The sequence below is a fragment of the Novosphingobium sp. NFX11 genome, from assembly GCF_057376415.1.
This window is the reverse complement of record NZ_CP080384.1, coordinates 1,864,473-1,884,478: the sequence shown is the minus strand read 5'-3', so window position 1 is coordinate 1,884,478 and position 20,006 is coordinate 1,864,473. Positions and strand designations below refer to the sequence as shown.

The 20,006-nt window shown below is 64.4% G+C and carries 20 protein-coding genes, 1 tRNA gene and 2 pseudogenes; 20 read left to right on the top strand and 3 right to left on the bottom strand.

What is annotated here, in order from left to right; all coding sequences use genetic code 11:
- Positions 1–16: 16 nt before the first annotated feature.
- From rpsP to KZO24_RS09580, 5 genes and pseudogenes are all read left to right on the top strand, one after another.
- A complete protein-coding gene (gene rpsP, locus KZO24_RS09600) occupies positions 17–451 on the top strand; it encodes a 30S ribosomal protein S16 (protein ID WP_271181728.1) in 435 nt (144 codons plus the stop codon).
- Positions 452–517: 66 nt separating this feature from the next.
- Positions 518–969, top strand: a pseudogene (gene rimM / locus KZO24_RS09595) (ribosome maturation factor RimM).
- Between the two features lie 354 nt (positions 970–1,323).
- On the top strand, positions 1,324–2,127 hold the full coding sequence (gene trmD, locus KZO24_RS09590; RefSeq protein ID WP_486486103.1) for a tRNA (guanosine(37)-N1)-methyltransferase TrmD: 804 nt from the start codon (positions 1,324–1,326) through the stop codon (positions 2,125–2,127).
- Positions 2,066–2,431 (top strand): 50S ribosomal protein L19, encoded by a 366-nt coding sequence (rplS, locus tag KZO24_RS09585; RefSeq protein ID WP_008829168.1) that lies wholly within the window; start codon positions 2,066–2,068, stop codon positions 2,429–2,431. Before trmD ends, rplS begins: the two co-directional genes overlap by 62 nt.
- A 334-nt stretch (positions 2,432–2,765) precedes the next feature.
- Positions 2,766–3,038 (top strand): HU family DNA-binding protein, encoded by a 273-nt coding sequence (locus KZO24_RS09580; protein ID WP_008829169.1) that lies wholly within the window; start codon positions 2,766–2,768, stop codon positions 3,036–3,038.
- A gap of 222 nt (positions 3,039–3,260) precedes the next feature.
- Here the strand turns inward: KZO24_RS09580 and KZO24_RS09575 are convergent.
- Positions 3,261–4,011 (bottom strand): annotated as a pseudogene (locus KZO24_RS09575) (TrmH family RNA methyltransferase).
- A 278-nt stretch (positions 4,012–4,289) separates the two neighbouring features.
- On the opposite strand from KZO24_RS09575, the gene KZO24_RS09570 reads away from it, so the two are divergent.
- The 3 genes from KZO24_RS09570 to pssA all read left to right on the top strand — a co-directional run bounded on the left by KZO24_RS09570 (position 4,290) and on the right by pssA (position 6,192).
- Positions 4,290–4,376: transfer RNA gene (locus KZO24_RS09570), tRNA-Tyr, on the top strand.
- Between the two features lie 212 nt (positions 4,377–4,588).
- Positions 4,589–5,338 (top strand): phosphatidylserine decarboxylase, encoded by a 750-nt coding sequence (locus KZO24_RS09565; protein ID WP_271181724.1) that lies wholly within the window; start codon positions 4,589–4,591, stop codon positions 5,336–5,338.
- A gap of 77 nt (positions 5,339–5,415) precedes the next feature.
- Entirely contained in the window at positions 5,416–6,192 is a 777-nt protein-coding gene (pssA, locus tag KZO24_RS09560) for a CDP-diacylglycerol--serine O-phosphatidyltransferase (protein ID WP_271182139.1), read from the top strand.
- A gap of 358 nt (positions 6,193–6,550) precedes the next feature.
- Here pssA and KZO24_RS09555 read toward each other — a convergent pair whose 3' ends face one another.
- Complete coding sequence (locus KZO24_RS09555) at positions 6,551–6,820, bottom strand: hypothetical protein (RefSeq protein WP_271181723.1); 270 nt, start codon at positions 6,818–6,820, stop codon at positions 6,551–6,553.
- A 410-nt stretch (positions 6,821–7,230) separates the two neighbouring features.
- Here KZO24_RS09555 and rpsB point away from each other — a divergent pair, with 410 nt between their 5' ends.
- The 3 genes from rpsB (at position 7,231) to KZO24_RS09540 (ending at position 9,739) form a co-directional block, all read left to right on the top strand.
- The gene (gene rpsB, locus KZO24_RS09550; protein WP_271181722.1) at positions 7,231–7,989 is read left to right on the top strand and encodes a 30S ribosomal protein S2; all 759 of its coding nucleotides are present in this window, start codon (positions 7,231–7,233) and stop codon (positions 7,987–7,989) included.
- Between the two features lie 121 nt (positions 7,990–8,110).
- Positions 8,111–9,034, top strand: a complete 924-nt coding sequence (gene tsf / locus KZO24_RS09545; protein WP_036522544.1) for a translation elongation factor Ts — start codon at positions 8,111–8,113, stop codon at positions 9,032–9,034.
- A gap of 165 nt (positions 9,035–9,199) precedes the next feature.
- Complete coding sequence (locus KZO24_RS09540) at positions 9,200–9,739, top strand: carboxymuconolactone decarboxylase family protein (RefSeq protein WP_271181721.1); 540 nt, start codon at positions 9,200–9,202, stop codon at positions 9,737–9,739.
- A gap of 191 nt (positions 9,740–9,930) precedes the next feature.
- Here KZO24_RS09540 and KZO24_RS09535 read toward each other — a convergent pair whose 3' ends face one another.
- Positions 9,931–10,539, bottom strand: coding sequence for an NAD(P)-dependent oxidoreductase (locus KZO24_RS09535; protein WP_271181720.1), 609 nt, complete (start codon positions 10,537–10,539; stop codon positions 9,931–9,933).
- A 54-nt stretch (positions 10,540–10,593) separates the two neighbouring features.
- Here KZO24_RS09535 and KZO24_RS09530 point away from each other — a divergent pair, with 54 nt between their 5' ends.
- The 9 genes from KZO24_RS09530 (at position 10,594) to KZO24_RS09490 (ending at position 19,992) form a co-directional block, all read left to right on the top strand.
- Positions 10,594–11,025, top strand: coding sequence for a winged helix-turn-helix transcriptional regulator (locus KZO24_RS09530; protein WP_271181719.1), 432 nt, complete (start codon positions 10,594–10,596; stop codon positions 11,023–11,025).
- A gap of 101 nt (positions 11,026–11,126) precedes the next feature.
- Entirely contained in the window at positions 11,127–11,846 is a 720-nt protein-coding gene (gene pyrH, locus KZO24_RS09525) for a UMP kinase (protein ID WP_008831813.1), read from the top strand.
- Positions 11,847–11,849: 3 nt separating this feature from the next.
- The gene (gene frr, locus KZO24_RS09520) at positions 11,850–12,407 is read left to right on the top strand and encodes a ribosome recycling factor (RefSeq protein ID WP_271181718.1); all 558 of its coding nucleotides are present in this window, start codon (positions 11,850–11,852) and stop codon (positions 12,405–12,407) included.
- Between the two features lie 31 nt (positions 12,408–12,438).
- Positions 12,439–13,128: a polyprenyl diphosphate synthase gene (uppS, locus tag KZO24_RS09515; protein ID WP_271181717.1), complete on the top strand. Its 690-nt coding sequence runs from the start codon at positions 12,439–12,441 to the stop codon at positions 13,126–13,128.
- On the top strand, positions 13,115–13,888 hold the full coding sequence (locus KZO24_RS09510) for a phosphatidate cytidylyltransferase (RefSeq protein ID WP_486486102.1): 774 nt from the start codon (positions 13,115–13,117) through the stop codon (positions 13,886–13,888). The genes uppS and KZO24_RS09510 overlap by 14 nt, the downstream gene beginning before the upstream one ends.
- The gene (locus KZO24_RS09505; protein ID WP_271181715.1) at positions 13,885–15,048 is read left to right on the top strand and encodes a 1-deoxy-D-xylulose-5-phosphate reductoisomerase; all 1,164 of its coding nucleotides are present in this window, start codon (positions 13,885–13,887) and stop codon (positions 15,046–15,048) included. Before KZO24_RS09510 ends, KZO24_RS09505 begins: the two co-directional genes overlap by 4 nt.
- 13 nt (positions 15,049–15,061) lie before the next feature.
- Positions 15,062–16,441 carry an RIP metalloprotease RseP gene (gene rseP, locus KZO24_RS09500; protein ID WP_271181714.1) on the top strand — a complete coding sequence of 460 codons (1,380 nt, stop codon included), beginning with the start codon at positions 15,062–15,064 and terminating at the stop codon, positions 16,439–16,441.
- Positions 16,442–16,615: 174 nt separating this feature from the next.
- Entirely contained in the window at positions 16,616–19,276 is a 2,661-nt protein-coding gene (bamA, locus tag KZO24_RS09495) for an outer membrane protein assembly factor BamA (protein ID WP_486487163.1), read from the top strand.
- Positions 19,276–19,992: an OmpH family outer membrane protein gene (locus KZO24_RS09490; RefSeq protein ID WP_271181713.1), complete on the top strand. Its 717-nt coding sequence runs from the start codon at positions 19,276–19,278 to the stop codon at positions 19,990–19,992. The genes bamA and KZO24_RS09490 overlap by 1 nt, the downstream gene beginning before the upstream one ends.
- Positions 19,993–20,006 lie beyond the last annotated feature (14 nt).

The following is a 20,006-nucleotide window of genomic DNA, read 5'->3' as shown; positions in this document are numbered from 1 at the left end:
TAGAAAGGTAAGTCTCATGTCCGTTTCGATCCGTCTCTCGCGTGGTGGTGCCAAGAAGCGCCCGTACTACAAGATCGTCGTCGCCAACGCGACCGCGCCGCGCGACGGCAAGTACCTGGAGCAGGTCGGCACCTACAACCCGATCCTCGCCAAGGACGACGAGAACCGCGTGCGTCTGGTCGAGGACCGCGTGCGTTACTGGCTCGGCGTTGGCGCCCAGCCGACCGACCGCGTTGCCCGGCTGCTCGACAAGGCCGGTGTGAAGGAGCGCGCCGCTACCAACAACCCGAAGCAGGCAGAGCCCGGCAAGAAGGCCAAGGAGCGCGCTGAAGACCGCGCCACCAAGCTGCGCGAAGCCGAAGAAGCCGCTGCCGAGGCTGCTGCCGCCGCCGCTGCTCCGGCCGAGGAAGCTGCTCCCGAAGCAGCCGCCGAGGAATCGACCGAGGCCTAAGCCTTGGTTGACGGCAAGAAGGATCGCCCCGTCACGCTTGCCGCCGTTTCCGGCGCGCACGGCGTGATGGGCGAGGTTCGCCTCAAGCTGTTCGGTGAAGGCGTGGCGGCGCTCAAGCGCTACCGCGCCTTCAACGATTCCAGCCTCACCGTGGTGAAGCTGAAGGACGACGGCAAGGGCGGCGCGATCGCCCGCTTTGACGAGGTGAAGGACCGCAACGCGGCGGAAAAGCTACGCGGCACCGTGCTCACCGTCCCGCGCTCGGCGATGCCGGCGCTGGCGGAGGGGAGTATTACCACGCGGACCTGCTCGGCCTGCCCGTCGTCTCGGAAGAGGGCGAGGCGCTGGGTACGTGCGTGGCGGTCGAGAACTTCGGCGCGGGCGACGTGCTGGAGATCGAGCGCCCCGTGAGCGAGGACGGCAAGCGCCGCCGCTTCATGGTGCCGATGACGCCCGCCGCCGTGCCCGAATGGAACGACGAGCGTATCGTCCTCAACGCGGCGTTCGCGGAAGAATAGCTCGCCAGCGGGCGCGCGCCGGGTCTTGGCGTGACACCTCTTTTCGTCGTCCCGGCATGGGCCGGGACGACCTCGCGCTCAATCTGGACCTCTCTGTCCTACACGGGGCGAGATCGGTATCATTGCGCCGCATGACGCCAATGCCGCGCTTTTCCAATCTGTCACCTTGCGGTTCCGCCAAAGGTCACAGCCATGTCGATGAAAAGATAATCGTATCAAACGCTAACTTGGAAAATCGGCGGTGTTTCACACAGGCTTTCGTGTCAATTAGGCAGGGCCGATGAGCGGGCCTGAGCCCGTTGCCGGCGTCGCCGGCACCTTGATTGCCGCGCCGTGCCGGGCCAAGGGCGAGCGATGACTTTCTCCGCCACCGTGCTCACCCTCTACCCAGAGATGTTCCCCGGCCCTCTCGGCGTGTCACTGGCGGGCAGGGCGATGTCGGACGGCAAGTGGTCTATCGATCCGGTCCACATCCGCGACTTCGCCACTGACAGGCACCGCACCGTCGACGATACGCCCGCGGGCGGCGGCGCGGGGATGGTGCTCAAGGTCGATATCCTCGCCGCTGCCATCGACCATGCCCGTGCGACCAATCCGGACGCACCGGTGATCGCCATGACGCCGCGCGGAAAGCCGATCTCGCAGCAGCGCGTGCGCCAGCTTGCGCAGGGCTCCGGCGTTATCCTGCTTTGCGGCCGTTTCGAGGGCTTCGACGAGCGCATCTTCGAGGGCCGCGAGGTCGAGGAAGTCTCGGTCGGCGACATCGTGCTGTCCGGCGGAGAATGCGCCGCTTTGATGGTACTCGATGCTTGCATTCGGCTGCTTCCCGGCGTAATGGGCGCGCCTTCTAGCGGGACCGAGGAATCGTTCGAGGACGGTCTTCTCGAGTACCCGCACTATACCCGACCCCCTGAGTGGGAAGGGCGCACGATCCCTGAAGTGCTGCGATCGGGGGATCATGCGAAGATCGCCGCCTGGCGGAAACGACAGGCGGAGGACGACACACGGTCACGCAGGCCGGACCTCTGGGAGCGTCACAGGGACGCTCGGGTTCAGCCTGCCTCTGGCGCGCGGCGAAAAACGAGGATTTGGGTTCATGAACCTGATTCAGCAGATCGAAGCCGAGGAAATCGCCAAGGCTGCGAAGGATATCCCTGAATTCCGTCCGGGCGACACCGTCCGCGTCGGCGTGAAGGTCGTCGAAGGCACCCGCACCCGCGTCCAGGCTTACGAGGGCGTGTGCATCGCGCGCTCGAACCGTGGCATGGGTTCGAACTTCACCGTGCGCAAGATGAGCTTCGGTGAAGGCGTGGAGCGCGTTTTCCCGCTCTACTCGCCGAACATCGATTCGATCACGGTCGTGCGCCGCGGCGTCGTGCGCCGCGCCAAGCTGTACTACCTGCGTGGTCGTACCGGTAAGCGCGCCCGCATCGCCGAGCGTCGTATCACCGACAACGCGTAAGCGAAAGTCAGCGGCCCGGTCTTACCGCCGGGTTGCACGAAGAGGCGGTTCGGATTCGGGCCGCCTTTTTTCGTGTCTCCGATCCATTGCTATCCATGATCAGCGGATCGCCAAGCATCAGTCCTGCAAGCGAGTCGCAATGCCGGGTTTCGTCCGATGCTGCGCCGCACAACGCTTTGTCTCTGAGAAAACGGCGGAAAAACGCGATTAACTGCGAGTTTTGGCTCTATTTGGGCCTTGCCACCCGCAGGAAAAACGGCTCAATTCCGTCCCTCTCGAGGCGAGTAGAATTTCTCAACCATCCGCTCCACTGAAAGGTAAGGGGGTTCCCATAATGAACAAGAACGATCTCATCAGCGCAGTCGCCGATTCCAGCGGACTGACCCGCAGCGACGCCACCAAGGCTGTCGAGTCCGTGTTCGACGCGGTCACCGGCGCGCTGAAGAAGGGCGACGAAGTGCGTCTCGTCGGCTTCGGCACCTTCTCGGTCGCCAAGCGCAAGGCATCGACCGGCCGTAACCCCCGCACCGGCGAGCCCATGGAAATCAAGGCTTCGGCCCAGCCGAAGTTCAAGGCCGGCAAGGGCCTCAAGGACGCCGTCAACTAAGACGGACGACGGCCTGCAACGCCTCGCAGGCCGACCAGAATAAACGCCGCGCCAGCCCGTCAGGGTCGGCGCGGCGTTTGTCGTTTGGGCCTGGGCTGCATGCTTCAGGCGGCACTCAACGGCACTCAAGGTGCCCCTAGCGAGACCAAGCGATACTCCAAGCTGCTGGAGCGCTCGCCTCAGCGCGTACGGCGTCATGACGCCGTACGCGCTGAGGTGGATTTATTCCGTCTCGCGGGTCGCTGCTGCGTAGAGCGCGATGGCAGCGGCGTTGCTGACGTTAAGACTCTCCATGGCCTCGCTGATCGGAAGCTTGGCGATCGCGTCGCAGTGCTGGGTGATGTTGTGGCGCATTCCGTCTCCCTCGGCGCCGAGCACGAGTGCGACCGGGCCGGTGGGAAGGGCCTCTCCGAGCGTCGATTCGGCCGATCCATCCAGGCCGATGCGCCAGTAGCCCGCTTCGGCGATTTCCTCGAGTGCGCGGGCGAGGTTCACCACGCGAATCCAGGGGAGCACTTCGAGCGCGCCCGATGCGGACTTTGCCAGCGTGCCCGATTCGGGCGGTGCGTGGCGGTCCTGCGTGACGATGCAGCAGGCGTCGAAGGCAGCGGCCGAGCGCATGATCGCGCCGACGTTGTGCGGATCGGTCACCTGATCGAGCACCACGACCGGGCGGGCGGGGTCGCCATCGAGCACGTCGGCAAGGAACATGTCGTCGAGGGGCGCGCATTCCAGCACGAGACCCTGGTGCGGCGCGTCCTTGGCGACGAGGCGGGCGAGGTCGGCGGGCTGTGCCCATTCCACCGGGAAGTCGCTGGGCAGTTCGCCGTCGAGCGATCTCGACGCCTTCGCGAGTCGCCCAAAGCTTGCGGTGGCTGCGGTCCGGATTCTTGAGCGCGGCCTCGACGGCGTGCCGGCCCCATAGGCGCACCATGCCCGTGGAGGCCCGGCCGCTGCCGCGGCCGTTCTTCATCCGGCCCGCACGGCCGCGCAGCGCCTTACCCCGGCGGGCTTCGCCTTCGTCTCCGCCCTGGGGGCCGACGTGTCCGCCACGCTTGGTCATCTGTAGTCCTTTCGAAAAATCTAAGCGTAAATGCAAAAATCTTGCCCCCTCTGACAGGGAGGGCATTGACAGGCAAGGCTCGCTTCGGCAAAGGCGCGGCTCCTCGGCAACGGGGCACCTTCGGGGGCCTCGACCAACGCCGGATTTCCCGGGTTTTCCTTGGATTTCCAGCCGCCAGCAACTGGTGTGGACAGGTGGCCGAGTGGTTAAAGGCAGCAGACTGTAAATCTGCCCGTGCAAGCGTACGCTGGTTCAGAATCCAGCCCTGTCCACCACCAGCTGACCCGGCGAATGAACGCCGGTCCCGTTCGGGTCTTCACATAGAAAATAGATGTCTCTCGGTGCGAGGCGCCGTTCCCGTCTGGCTGTGGTCTACGAAAGATCGTGGTTCGCGGCGAGCGGGTTCTACCCGCGCTTTCCCGTGGACAGGGAACAACGGGCGCGTGGTGGCATTGCGGTACACGTGCACACTGGCTAGACGAGAACGATGCCCGGAAACATTCTAGATAATCAAGGTCGCGGCGAAGCGTCGTGGCAATGGCCCGCCATTCACAAGGAAGGTCGCAAGTTCGGCGCCATCGCGGGCGTCGTCGCTGCGATTGTCTGGATACTGTGGGGGCCGTGGTTCGGCTGGCCGCTGGCGGTCCTGACGGTCTGCGTGCTGGCGTTCTTCCGTGATCCGATCCGCGTCACGCCGCAGGACGAGCGCGCGATCGTCGCGCCCGCGGATGGTCTGGTCACCCTGATCGGCAAGGTTTCGCCGCCGCGCGAACTGACCATGGACGACGGTAGCGGTAATGCACCGATGCCGACCGACCTGGTTACCCGCATTTCGATCTTCATGTCGGTGTTCGACGTCCACATCAATCGCTCGCCGATCAGCGGAACGATCAAGCGGGTGATCTACATTCCCGGCAAGTTCGTGAATGCAGACCTCGACAAGGCGAGCGAAGAGAACGAGCGCCAGCACATCCTCGTCGAACGCGGCGATGGCCTGCGCATCTGCTTCACGCAGATCGCCGGACTGGTCGCGCGCCGCATCGTGCCGTTCGTGAAGCCCGGCGACATCATCGCTTCCGGCCAGCGCATCGGCCTGATCCGCTTCGGCAGCCGGGTTGATGTCTACCTGCCGGTGGGTGTCGAGCCCAAGGTCCTGATGGGCCAGAAGATCATCGCCGGTGAAACCGTGCTCGCCGAACTCGGCAGTGCGCCGCTGATCGAGGGCATCGCCCAGTGATCGACGATCGGCCGGGCAGAGATCTGGACGAAGCTCCCGGCGACGTACCGCGCCGGCGTCTGGCTCCCGGCCTGTCGATGCGCGCGGTGGTGCCCAATGCGATCACGGCGGCGGCGCTCTGCTCCGGTTTGACCGGCATCCGGTTCGCCATTGCCGGAGATTTCGAGAAGGCCGTTCTGGCCGTAATTCTGGCTGGCCTGCTCGATGGTATCGACGGGCGCGCAGCGCGTCTGCTCAAGGCGCAGACGCGCTTCGGCGCCGAACTCGACAGTCTTGCCGATTCGATTTCCTTTGGCGTCGCGCCCGCGCTGATCGTCTATTTGTGGACGCTGCATCAGCTTCCCAGCATGGGCTGGATCGCTTCGCTGGCCTTTGCGATCTGCTGCGTATTGCGGCTTGCGCGTTTCAATGCCCGGCTCGACATGCTCGACCAGCCGCACAAGGCCGCCGGCTTCCTGACCGGTGTTCCCGCGCCGCTTGGCGCCGGCCTTACATTCCTGCCGCTTTACCTGTGGGTGGCGAGCGGGCGGCTGCCCGAATTCGCCAACCCCATCCTTGTAAGCGGGTGGATGGTTCTGGTGGCTTTCCTGATGATCTCAAGCATCCCGACGCTCGCCTGGTCCCGCATGCGTCCACCGCCGCATCTGCGGCTTGGTGTGCTCGCGGTGGTGGGGCTGACGGTGGCGGCTCTGTTGATCGAGCCCTGGTTCACGCTTGCGGCCGTGACGATTGTCTACCTGCTGTTGATTCCGGTCGGCCTTATCACTTACGGCAAGGTCAGGCGGCAAGATCAATCGACGACGTACCCGGCCACTCCAGCCGCGCCGGCGTACGACGGGCAGGACCCTTTCTAAGCGAAGCAAGCGCAGGCAGTTGCACGCGCTCGATTACCTTCCATGTCACGACCAGCGTACCGGGGCAGGCGGCGAGCTGTTCCCGAAAGGTGAGGGCGTTCGGGCCGTAGCGGCGGATCGTCATCAGGATCGAGAATGCCGAAGCCATCGCGGCGAGGGCAAAGAGACAGGCGGCGAATACAGTCATGACCGTTCCTTTCGAACCTTCGCCCGAGCCCGGCGCCTGAACTCTGCAGGGGGGCTGTGGACAGCTTGTGGAAAACCAGAATCTGTTCTAATAATGTTCCGATAGGGGTTAGTTCTCTTTTTGTTCCATTCGAGTCAAGCGCTTTTTGAAGCCCGCAGGCGTGACGTGCTTTCAGGCGACGTGCGTGCGGTGCGGATATTGATGAAGGCGGTGGGTGACCGGCTTGGGGCGCTGCGTGCGGCGGTGGCGCCGGGATGTCCGGGTCTGGCCCTCTGTTCGGGTCGGCAGAGTCCTTACGTGGATGACCGGCGGCGAAGCGTTATCCGATAGCATCGCGTGCAACGCGCGGATGCCCGGCAGGGCAGTCGTCAGGCTTTTCCAGATCGTGAGCACAGCCGCTGCGGCGGCGAGTGTGAACAGGATGGATGCAAGGGTAGTCATGTGCGAGCGACCTTCTTATTCCGGCTTCGCCCCAACCCATCCTGTCGACGCCCCCTTTTGGCGCGAAACCTGAGCAATTTCCGATGTTTGCTGCGTTAGACAATTTATCACCAGCTTTGCCTTGAGAAAACCGTCAACTGCGGCGAGTTCCTGGGTAAGCCTTGAATAGGGCTGGAATCGGCCTTTTTGACGGTGAACTGACAAACCTTTGCGGCGAATTGGGGCTGGATTTTGATGGCCAAGGCGTCTAAGGGCCCCGCGTTCGCCAAGAGATTGTCCGGATTGTCCGGTTCGACTCGAGGTGAGCAATCCACATGGAAGGCGCACATACCGGTGCTGTTGCGGCCAGAGTCGAAAGACTTCCGCGCGGTTCCTGCCTTCCAGAGGTTCAACCGGAAAGGAATTCTACTATGGCGGCACCTGTCGTCACCATGTCGCAGCTCATTGAAGCCGGCGCACACTTCGGTCACCAGACCCACCGCTGGAACCCGCGCATGAAGCCGTACATCTTCGGCGCGCGCAACGGCATCCACATCATCGACCTGTCGCAGACCGTGCCGCTCTTCGCGCGCGCTCTCGAATTTGTGCAGTCGACCGTCCAGGCCGGCGGCAAGGTTCTCTTCGTCGGCACCAAGCGCCAGGCGCAGGAGCCGATCGCTCAGGCAGCACGCGCTTGCGGCCAGCACTACGTCAACCACCGCTGGCTGGGCGGCATGCTCACCAACTGGAAGACCATCTCAGGTTCGATCAAGCGCTTCAAGGCTCTTGAAGAGCAGCTGGCTGGCGACACCGCCGGTCTGACCAAGAAGGAAGTCCTTCAGCTGACCCGCGAGCGTGACAAGCTTGAGCTGTCGCTCGGCGGTATCCGCGACATGGGCGGCATCCCGGACGTGATGTTCGTGATCGACGCCAACAAGGAAGAGCTGGCGATCAAGGAAGCCAACGTTCTCGGCATCCCGGTCGTCGCCGTTCTCGACACCAACGTGAACCCCAACGGCATCTCGTTCCCGATCCCAGGTAACGACGACGCCAGCCGCGCCGTGCGCCTGTACTGCGAAGCGATCGCCCAGGCCGCGACCAAGGGCGGCCGCGCTGCCGTGGTCGACAGCGGTGCCGACAGCGGTTCGTTCGACGAGCCGGTCGCAGAAGAGGCTGTTGTCGAGGCGTAATAGCCCGGCACGACGACACTTTCGTCACGGAATTGTCGCGCGCCGGGTCCATGTGGCCCGGCGCGCACCTGTTTCAAGGAGCCCGAATAAGGCTCCCCACTCAATCAAGAGGAATTGAGCGATGGCTTACACCGCCGCTGACGTGAAGACCCTGCGCGAGCGCTCGGGCGCCGGCATGATGGACTGCAAGAAGGCTCTCGACGAGACGAACGGCGACATCGAAGCCGCGATCGATGCGCTGCGCGCCAAGGGCCTCGCCGCCGTTGCCAAGAAGTCCAGCCGCACTGCCGCTGAAGGCCTGGTCGGCATTGCCGTGACCGGCACCAAGGGCGTCGCCGTCGAAGTCAACTCGGAGACGGACTTCGTCGCCAAGAACGACCAGTTCCAGGACTTCGTGCGCAAGACCACCGAAGCCGCGCTCGGCGTTGCCGGTGACGACGTCGAAGCCCTCAAGGCCTCGGCCTACCCGGGCGGCGGCACCGTGACCGACGCGCTGACCAACAACGTCGCGACCATCGGTGAGAACCAGCAGGTTCGCCGCATGAAGACCGTCGAAGTCTCGGCCGGTCTCGTCGTTCCCTACATGCACAACGCCGCTGCGCCGAACCTCGGCAAGATCGGCGTGCTCGTTGCTCTGGAATCGGAAGCGCCTGCTGCCGTTCTCGAAGGTCTCGGCAAGCAGATCGCGATGCACATCGCCGCTGCCTTCCCGCTGGCCCTGAACGCCGAAGACCTCGACGCCGAGCTGATCGAGCGCGAGCGCAAGATCGCCCAGGAAAAGGCCGCCGAATCGGGCAAGCCCGAAGCCGTGCAGGCGAAGATGGTCGACGGCGCGATCGCCAAGTACGCCAAGGAAAACGCACTGCTTTCGCAGGTCTTCGTCATGGACAACAAGACCCCGATCCAGCAGGTCGTCGACCAGGCCGGCAAGGAAGCCGGCGCGAAGATCGTCCTCAAGGACTACGTGCGCTTCCAGCTGGGCGAAGGCATCGAGAAGGAAGTCACGGACTTCGCAGCCGAAGTGGCCGCAGCGGTCGCCGGCTGATCTCAAGCCTTCTTCGCTGAAGAAACGTGCGGGCCGCAGGAGCATATGCTTCTGCGGCCCGTCTCGTTTGCAGCCCATAAAAAACATGCACGATTGACTTATTAAAGGGTCGGCGTAGCCTCCCGCATTGACCCGGCCAGATCCGGGCGCAACCGGAGAGGCCCCATGCGCGTAGAACTCGCTCCCCAGCCGCAGAATCCGATTCCCGATCTATCCGTTGAGTATTCGCCCGAAATCGTCCGGGCTTCAGGCGCCTTTGCGATGGCGCCCTACCAGTATTCCAACCTGCCCCTGCGGCTGTTCGAGGCATGCCGCATCGCCACCGCCGTCATCAACGGCTGCACCGTCTGCATGAACTGGCGCGCGCAGAGGGACTTGCGGATTCTGGGCTATGACGGCGGCGTGATCGAGCAGGGCAACGCGCCTGACGAGGCCATGTACCAGGCCGTGCTCGGCGGTGACCTCGGCAGCCTGACCGAGAAGGAGCGTCTTGCCGTGCGGTACTCGCAGAAGATGGGCACCGACCCGCGCGGGCTGGCCGAGGACGACGCGTTCTGGGCGCAGCTCAAGAGCGTGATGACCGATGCTGAGATCGTCGATCTGACGCATTGCACTGCTGCCTGGATGGCTATGGGCAGGGTGGCGCATGTGCTGGGTGTCGATGGGGTTTGCTCGATCGGCGGGCCTTTGGCGGAAGCAGCCTAAGAGGGAGGGGGCAGGGGTTTACCACCCCTGCACCCCGTATACCGTCGAGGTCTGGCACGCGGCTTCGTCATGCGATGACGCTGTGCCGGGAGACCTTCAAAGCCTGCGGCGCGGCGTTGGGTTGAGGCGGCTGCGCGCGGGGCAACGACAGTTCCGGGGTCTGGGGCGATGGCCCCAGGACTCCCTTTATCTCAATATGCTGCCGTAAACCGTTCCCTGGAATGCTTGTGCGCTTCCAGTTCATCGATCATCGCGATTGCGTAGTCGGCGAAGCTGATTTTGCTCTCGCCGGCATCGTCGGTGACCAGTTCGTCGCCGCCCGAGCGGTAGCTGCCTGTGCGTGGGCCTTCGAAGATCAGCGCGGCGGGGGAGAAGAACGTCCAGTCCACGTCGTCCACTTGTCGCAGTGCGTCGAGGAAGGTGATCCCGCCCATCGCGAAGGTCTTCCATTCCTCGGGAAAGTCCGGTGTGTCGATCAGGCGCTTGCCCGGGGCGACTTCGAGGCTGGCCGCGCCTCCGGTTACCAGCAGCCGGGGCACGCCGGCCTCGCGGATTGCCGAGAGCAAGATTTCGGCGGGGACGTCGAAGTGCAGGGCGCTGATGACGGCATCGCGTCCGGCGATCAGGGCGGCGAGAGATGCGGCGTCCGAGGCATCGCCCGTCACTGCCGTTATCCGCTCGCCGGTTGCGATCTTTTCCGGGTTGCGTGCGATGGCGAGGACTTCGTGGCCGCGCGCGGCGGCTTCCTTCGTGATTTCCGATCCGGCGCGGCCGCTGGCACCGAGGACTGCGATCTTCATTTCCATTCTCCACCAGGTATCCAATGGTGACCAGATGTGGTATTGGCGATGACCATGCAAGAAGGCACTATCACCGCACCGGGTTACCTTGAGGGAACCGCCCGCTTCGCGCCCAACGTCTATGCGGCGGACTGTCCTACGCGGCAGTTGCTCGATCGCATCGCCGACAAGTGGAGCGTGCTGATCCTTACGACGCTTGGGGCTGGTGGGATGCGCTTCAACGGGCTCAAGCGACGGATTGACGGCATTTCGCAGAAGATGCTCAGTCAGACCCTGCGCTCGCTGGAGCGCGACGGGCTGGTGCGCCGCGATGTGGTGCCGACGGTGCCGGTTTCGGTCAGTTATGCGGTAACGCCGCTGGGGCGGGAACTGCTTGATGCGCTGCAGGCGATGATCGACTGGGCGGAGAGGCGGATGGGATCGGTGGCCTCGGCACAAGTTGCTTACGATCGGCGTGAGGAAGAACTGTCCGTAATGGCGCGCTGAACCGGGTTCATCCACAGTCCAAGCCCCTTGGCAATTCGCGCTTGCCCTCCTAAAGCCGGGGCCGTTCCAGTATTCCCGGCCCCCACAGGAGACCCAGCGGCATGTCATCCCCCTACAAGCGCGTCCTGCTCAAACTTTCGGGCGAAGTGCTGATGGGGAGCCAGCAGTTCGGAATCGATCCCGATTTCGTGGCGGAACTTGCCAAGGAAGTGAAGGCGGCCAAGGAAACCGGGCTCGAGATCTGCCTCGTCATCGGCGGCGGCAACATCTTCCGCGGCATGGCGGGCGCTGCGCGCGGCATGGACCGGGCGCAGGCCGACTACATGGGCATGCTCGCGACCGTGATGAACGCGCTGGCGATGCAGAACGCGCTGGAGCAGATCGGCGTGGAAACGCGCGTGCAGAGCGCCGTGCAGATGGACCAAGTCTGCGAGCCGGTGATCCGCCGCCGGGCCGAGCGCCACCTTGAGAAGGGGCGCGTGGTGATCTTCGCCGCCGGTGTCGGCGCGCCGTACTTCACCACCGATTCCGGCGCCGCCCTGCGCGCTGCCGAGATGCGCTGCGATGCTCTTCTGAAGGGCACCAGCGTCGACGGCGTCTACGACAGCGATCCCAAGCGCAACCCCGACGCCAAGCGGTACGATTCCGTCGATTACGACACCGTCCTCGCCGACAACCTGCAGGTGATGGACGCCTCCGCCGTGGCCCTGTGCCGTGACAACAGCATTCCGATCGTCGTGTTCTCGATCCGCGAGCAGGGCAACCTGGCCACCGTCCTTGCGGGTGGCGGCACCAAGACGATCGTTCAGAAAGGAGCCTGAACCATGGCAAAGTACGACAAGGCGGATCTCGAGCGCCGCATGAAGGGCGCGATCGACGCGCTCAAGCACGACCTCTCGGGCCTGCGCACCGGCCGCGCGAACACCGCGCTGCTGGAGCCGATCACCGTGACCGTCTACGGCAGTTCGATGCCGATCACGTCGGTCGCCACGATCTCCGCGCCGGAGCCGCGCATGCTTTCGGTGCAGGTGTGGGACAAGACCAACATCGGTCCGGTCGAAAAGGCGATCCGTTCGGCGGGTCTGGGCCTGAATCCGATCAACGACGGCAACACCCTGCGCCTGCCGATCCCCGACCTGACCGAGGAACGCCGCAAGGAACTGGCCAAGCTCGCCAGCTCCTATGCCGAGAAGGCGCGCGTCGCCGTGCGTAACGTGCGCCGCGACGGCATCGAGAACCTGAAGGCCGACGAGAAGAAGAAGGAAATCTCGGAAGACGACCGCAAGCGCGGCGAAACCGAAGTCCAGAAGCTGACCGACGAGATGGTCAAGGCCCTCGACGAGGTCTTCGCGGCCAAGGAAAAGGAAATCCTCGGCAAGTGAGCCTGTTGCGCTTCGCCGAGAAGGGAGCCTGATGGCCAAGGACGAATCTCTGCGCGCCCGTCATGTCGCCATCATCATGGACGGCAACGGGCGCTGGGCGAAGAAGCGCCTGCTTCCGCGCGCGGTGGGCCACCAGCGCGGCGTGGAGGCGGTGCGCCGCGTCGTGCGCGGCGCGCGGGAAATGGGGCTGGAGGCACTGACCCTCTACGCCTTCTCGACCGAGAACTGGCGGCGGCCCGAGGATGAAGTCTCGGACCTGATGAGCCTGATGAAGCGCTTCATCCTCTCCGACCTCGACGAATTCGCGGCGGCGGGCGTCCGGCTCAAGATCATCGGCGACTATACCGCATTCAAGCCCGAACTGGTCGAACTGGTCGAAGGCGCGATGGCCAAGACCGCGCACAATACCGAGACGACGCTGGCGGTGGCGCTGAACTACGGCTCGCAGGACGAGATCGCCCGCGCGGCGACCAGGGCTGCGGCGAAGGGGCCGATCACGCCCGAGACGATCGCGGCTGAACTCGATACGGCGGACCTGCCGCCGCTCGACCTGCTGATCCGCACGTCCGGCGAGGTACGGCTGTCGAACTTCCTGCTGTGGCAGGCGGCTTACGCCGAAATGCTGTTCACCGACGTGCTCTGGCCGGATTTCACCGCCGATCACTTGCGCGATGCGCTCAGCGCCTTCACCACTCGCGAGCGTCGCTATGGCGGGCGCTGAGCCTCCGGCGAAAGGCACCTCCGATCTCAAGGTGCGGACGCTTTCGGCCATCGTCATGGTTGCGGTCGCCGGGACTGCCTTGTGGCTGGGCGGGCCGGTGTGGATCGCCTTCGTCTGCGCCGTCTCGGTCGGGGTGCTGTGGGAGTGGATCAGGCTTGCCCGTCGCATCACTCCGGGACCGGGTGCGCGGGCGGCGTGGAACTTCGTGGGGATGCTCTATGTCGGCATCGGCGCGGCCATGCTGTTGTTCCTGCATAACGACGCCTTCACCCTCGCGCCGATCCTGACCCTGCTGGGGACGGTGATCGCGGTGGACGTGGGCGCCTATTTCACCGGCCGCACATTGCGCGGGCCGAAGATCGCGCCGTCGATCAGTCCGTCCAAGACCTGGTCGGGCCTGATGGGCGCGGCGCTGGGCGCGACGCTCGCGCTCTTCACCGCCGCGCAGCTTTGGCAGGAAGGCGCGATCCGTCTTACGCCCGACGTCTCGGCGGCGAACGCGGTGTCGTGCTTCGGTACGCAGCCCTGCTGGTACGCGACGGCGGGCGCGGTTCCGCTCTTTGCGACCTGCCTTGCGGCCGGACTGCTGGTGGCGGTCTGTGCGCAGGCGGGCGACTTTTTCGAAAGCTGGATGAAGCGCCGCGCGGGGTTCAAGGACTCTGGCAACCTCATTCCGGGGCACGGCGGTTTCTTCGACCGGGTTGACGGATTGCTGGCAGCGCTGTTCCTGCTGGCGATGGCTATCGTGGTGTTGGCATGACCGGTTCTTTGCGCTCCCTGACGGTGCTTGGCGCGACCGGCTCGATCGGCGCCTCGACGCTCGATCTGATCCGCCGCAATCGCGACGAGTGGCGCGTGGTCGCGCTGACTGCGCATTCCAATGCGGCCGAACTGGCGAAGCTGGCGCGCGAATTCGGAGCCGAGGTCGCCGTCGTCGCCGATGAGGCGCACTTGCCTGCTCTGCGGGAGGCGCTTGCCGGTTCCGGGATCGAAGCTGCAGGCGGTCCCGTCGCGCTGATCGAGGCCGCTGCGCGCGGCGCCGACGTCACCGTCGCGGCGATCGTCGGCTGTGCCGGCCTTGCGCCGACGATGGCGGCGATCGAGCAGGGCGGGATCATCGCCCTTGCCAACAAGGAAGCTCTGGTTTCGGCGGGCGAAGTGATGATGGCCGCCGTCGCGCGGCATGGCGCCACGCTGCTGCCGATCGATTCCGAGCACAACGCGATCTTCCAGTGCCTCACCGGCAACGACCATGCCCATGTGCGCTGGATCACCCTGACGGCCAGCGGCGGCCCGTTCCGCGACTGGTCGTGGGAGCGTCTCAGCGCCGCCACTCCGGCCGAGGCGGTCCGCCATCCCAACTGGGATATGGGCGCGAAGATCAGCGTCGATTCGGCGACGATGTTCAACAAGGGCCTCGAACTGATCGAAGCCTACCACCTGTTCCCCGTCGGCCTCGATAAACTGCGGATCATCGTCCACCCGCAGTCGGTGGTCCATTCGATGGTCGAGTACCGGGACGGCTCGACCCTGGCGCAGCTTGGCCCCTCGGACATGCGTGTGCCGATCGCCTCGGCGCTGGCTTGGCCCGCGCGCATGGACACGCCCTGCGCCCCGCTCGACCTTGCCGAGATCGGCGAACTGACTTTCCGCAAGCCCGACGAAGTGCGCTTTCCCGCCACCCGCCTGGCGCGCGAGGCGGCGCAGGCGGGCGGGGCGATCCCCGCCGTGCTCAACGCCGCGAACGAAATCGCGGTTGCTGCGTTCCTTGGCGGTCAGATTTCGTTCACGCGTATCTCTGCACAAGTGGAAGACGTGCTAGGCTCGTATGCGCCGCCGCCGCCCGGCAGCCTCTCCGACGTCCTCGAAGTGGACACGGAGGCCCGGGCGAGGGCGCGCGTACTCGTGACCAGCACCTGAAGAGAGGCATAGCTTGACCGGTTCACCAGGAATTCTGACGACGATCTTCGCCTTCCTCCTGGTGCTGGGGCCACTGGTCCTGATCCATGAGCTGGGGCATTATCTCGTCGGCCGCCTGTTCGGCGTGAAGGCGGACGCCTTTTCCATCGGCTTCGGCAAGGAACTCGCGGGCTGGACCGACAAGCGCGGCACCCGCTGGAAGCTCTCGGCGTTGCCTCTCGGCGGCTACGTCCAGTTCGCAGGCGACATGAACCCGACGAGCGCGCCGAAGCCCGACGATGTGCGGCTGTCGGCGCAGGAGCGGGCGCAGACCTTCCATTCCAAGCCGCTGTGGCAGCGCGCGCTGATCGTCTTCGCCGGGCCGCTGACCAACCTGCTGCTGTGCGTCGCGATCTTCGCCGGGTTCTTCTCGATCTACGGCCGCGTCGTAAACGATGCGGAGATTAGCGGCTTTACCGCCAACTCGCCCGCGCAGGCTGCGGGTATGCGCGTCGGCGACCGCATCGTCGCGATTGACGGTGACAAGGTTGACGGAGCCACCGACGTGCCGGGCCGCGTCGCGTACTTCCCCGGCAAGACGCTGCCGATCGCGGTGGAGCGGGCAGGGCGCACGCTTGTCCTTCCGGTGAAGCTGGCGACGCAGGAGTTCAGCGACCAGTTCGGTAACAAGGCGAAGATCGGCGATATCGGCGTGCGGATGATGCCGCCCGTCGTCGGCGGCTTCTACGGCGATTCGCCGGCCGAGGACGCCGGGCTCGAGGTGGGCGACCGCATCGTCGCGGTGAACGGCGCCGCAATCACCAGCTTCGAGGACATCCCGGAACTCATCCGCCCGCAGGCGGGGCGCAGCGTCGATCTCTCGGTGCGGCGCGGGAATGAAGTCCGGACTTTCCCGGTCAAGGTGACCGAAGGCTCTATCCCTGACGCACAGGGCAAGCCGCAGAAGGTCGGTCAGATCGGCGTACGCGCGGGCCGCTTCGAGCAGGTCGGCCCGGTCGATGCCGTCGCCCTCGGATTCCAGCAGAGCTTCCGCGCCATGGGCAACATGGTGACCGGCATAACCCAGATCTTCACGGGCGACCGCTCCGTCCGCGAACTGGGTGGTCCGATCAAGATCGCGCAGTATTCCGGGCAGACTTTCACGCTGGGCTGGGAAGCCTTCGTGGAGTTCGCCGCTTTGATCTCGATTAACTTGGCATTCATCAACCTCCTGCCAATTCCTGGCCTCGACGGCGGACATCTGGCTTTCTACGCGGCTGAACTGGTCCGGCGCAGACCCCTGGGTGCACGCAGTCAGGAATGGGCGATAAAGACGGGTGTGGCGCTGGTGCTGGCGCTTATGGTCTTCGTCACGGTCAATGACCTGGCCTCTCTCCCTATTTTCGGGGGATAGCCTGGAGGGATTCACGAGCGATCACAATGTTGCCGGGTTTTGTCTGCTTGATTGGACCGGCTCCATCGGGCAGATGGCTGCGATTGCCTGCGGGTCTGGGTGCGCTCCCGCCGGTGGTCTGTTTTTCATCGCGAAAGCGAATACGGGATTTTGCGTAGAATGATCGGACGGGAAATGGTTCGCGGCACTGGAGCGCGCAGCGCCCGAGGCCTCTGGGGCTCGCAAGTTGCAGCAGTGCTCCTCGGGACCACTATCCTCGCGGGGATGCCCATGGAGGCTTCCGCGCAAGCGGCAAAGGCAGGCAAGCGCGCGCCGGTCCCTGCCGCACCCGCTGCTCCCGCTCCGGCTGTCGTTGCGCCGGTCGAGGAAGGCCAGCCGATTCAGACCATCGTGGTGAAAGGCGCCGAGCGCCTCGAAGCGCAGACGGTGCTGTCCTATATCAAGATGCGCGTCGGTCAGAACTACACCAAGGTTTCCGCCGACGCCGCGCTCAAGGACCTCTACGGCACCGAGCTGTTCAAGGACGCGCAGGTTGCGTTCGACAACGGCGTGGTGACGATCACGGTTCAGGAGAACCCGGTCGTCAACCGCATCATCCTTGAAGGCAACAAGCGCATCAAGGACGACAAGATCCTTCCCGAGATCAAGGTCGCGCCGCGCCAGATCTTCACCCGTTCCAAGATCTGCGCTGACGTCGCCCGCATCATCGAGCTGTACAAGCGCCAGGGTCGCTACGCCGCGACCGTCGAGCCGAAGATGGTCTCGCTCGACCAGAACCGTGTCGATATCGTCTTCGAAATCACCGAGGGCGACAAGTCCAAGGTCCGCCAGATCAACATCATCGGCAACGAGCACTTCTCGGCCGGCGAACTGCGCGGCCAGATGGTGACCAAGCAGGCGCGCTTCACCCGTCTGTTCAGCTCGGGCACCAGCTACGACCCCGACCGCATGGCCTTCGACCAGCAGAAGCTGCGCCAGTTCTATCTGACGCAGGGCTATGCCGACTTCCGCGTGGTCTCGGCCGTGGCCGAACTGACGCCGGACAAGAAGGACTTCATCATCACGTACGTGGTTGAGGAAGGTAAGCGCTACAAGTTCGGCGACGTGAAGGTCGAAAGCCAGCTGCGCGACTTCGACGGCGAGAAGATGGCCGGCAACCTGCCCATGCACAAGGGTGACTGGTACAACGCCAAGCAGGTCGAGGACACCATCGACAGTCTGAACGAGACTGCCGGTGCCTTCGGCTATGCTTTCGCCGACGTCCGCCCGCAGTACGATCGCGACAAGGAAAACCTCACCATGGGGCTGACCTTCGTGATCCAGGAGGCGCCGCGCGTCTATGTCGAGAAGATCGACATCAACGGCAACACGCTGACCCAGGACAAGGTGATCCGCCGCGAGTTCCGTCTGGCGGAAGGCGATGCCTTCAACTCGCTGCAGGTCAAGCGTTCGACTAACCGCATCAAGTCGCTCGGCTACTTCCAGGAGAAGTTCGAGGTCGAGCAGAAGCCCGGCAGCGCCGACGACCGCATTCTTCTGGAAGCCAACGTCGAGGAAAAGCCGACCGGCGAACTCCAGCTTTCGGCCGGTTTCTCCAGTCTCGAGAGCTTCATCTTCCAGGCCTCGATCCGGCAGCGCAACTTCCGCGGCCGTGGTCAGACGGTCGGCCTTTCGGGCAGCATCTCGCGCTATTCGAAGAGCGTGGAAGCCAGCTTCGTCGAGCCGTACCTGCTGGACAAGAACGTGTCGCTCGGCGTCAATATCTACCGCCGCGACTACAACAGCTTCAATTACTACAACTCCGACCGCAACACGACCTATGAGCAGTCGACCACGGGTATCCAGATCCGTGCAGGCGTGCCGCTGACCGAATATCTGACGGCCGTAGGCAGCTATACGCTGAACTACGATGACGTCAGCTTGGACAAGGACACGTATTACTCCACTCGCGTTAACGGCACGCTGCAGTGCGATCCGCTCTATGCCGGCCGCTATCTGTGCGACGCGATCGGTAAGCGCCTTAGTTCGATCGTCGGCGGCTCGCTGATCTACGATACGCTGGACAACCGCATGCGCCCGACGCGCGGAATTACCGCGTCGGTCAATGTCGATTTCGCGGGTCTGGGCGGCGATGTGAAGTATGCGCGCATCCGCGGCAATGCGTCCAAGTTCTTCAACATGGGGCATGGCTTCATCTTCTCGCTGTCCGCTGAAGGTGGCGCGATCAAGGGGCTGGCGGGGCAGGAAATTCGCCTGACCGACCGCTTCTATCTCGGTCAGCCGCAGTTCCGTGGCTTCGCCATTCGCGGCGTCGGTCCGCGCGTGCTGCGTAAGTATATCACTGATGGCGTGGAATCGACCAAGCGCAGCGATTGGTCGGACGACGCGCTGGGTGGTAACTACTACTACATGGGCCGTGCCGAGATGGAGATTCCGCTGGGCTCGGGTGCGCGTGAAATGGGCCTACGCCCGTCGATCTTCGCCGATGTCGGTGCCGTGTGGGGGACCAAGTTCAACAAGAGCGATCTGACCGATTGCAAGAACGGCTGTATCCCGACCTACTATACCAAGGACACGGACGGGAACGACACGACGACCACGACGACGTCCTCGACGGACTCCAGTGGACGTACGCTAACCGCGACCGGCAATTACGCGTACAACTTCAACGAGTATTTCGTTGGCGATACCTGGAAGCCGCGTGTCGCCATCGGCATCGGCGTGAACTGGAACTCGCCTTTCGGCCCGTTCCGCATCGACTTCTCGCGCGTGCTGCTCAAGCAGGACGGCGACGATCCCAAGGCATTCAACTTCAACGTGGGAACCCAGTTCTGATGACTACCAAGACCAAGTTCGTCGCGCTGGCCGCTGGCCTCGCGTTCGCCGCCGTCGCGGCGCAGCCCGCGCTTGCAGCCAAGCCTGCTCCGGCAGCCGCTGCTCCGGCAACCGGCGGTACGATCGTGCAGGGCCTCGGCGTTGCCAGCTTCGATGCGGTGATCGCCAACTCGAACGCGTTCAAGACCGCGGAAACGCAGCGCCAGACCACCTTCAAGGCGCAGTTCGACCAGGCGCAGACCCGGCAGAACGCGCTCAACGCCCAGATCAAGCCGCTGATCGACAAGTTCAACGCCGACCGTCAGGGCGGCAAGGTCACGCAGGCTGCACTTGAACAGCAGGCCGGTTCGATCCAGCAGATCCAGGAGAACGGCAAGGCCGAACTCCAGCGCATCCTGCAGCCGGTCGGCCTGTCGCAGGCTTACGTCAACGAGCAGATCGAAGACAAGCTGAACGATGCGGTCAAGGCAGCGATGACCAAGAAGGGCGTGTCGATCCTGATCTCGCCCGACGCGATTCTCGCGGTCAACGGCGGCGCCTACAACCTCAATCAGGACATCCTGAACGAGCTGAACACGTCGATCCCCTCGGCCCAGCTGGTTCCGCCCGCTGGTTGGGAACCGCGCCAGGTTCGCGAGCAGCGTGCACAGCAGGCTGCCGCTCAGGGCCAGGCTCCGGCCGGCGCCGCTCCGGCGACGCAGCCCTCGGGCCGCTGATCGGACGTCACGGG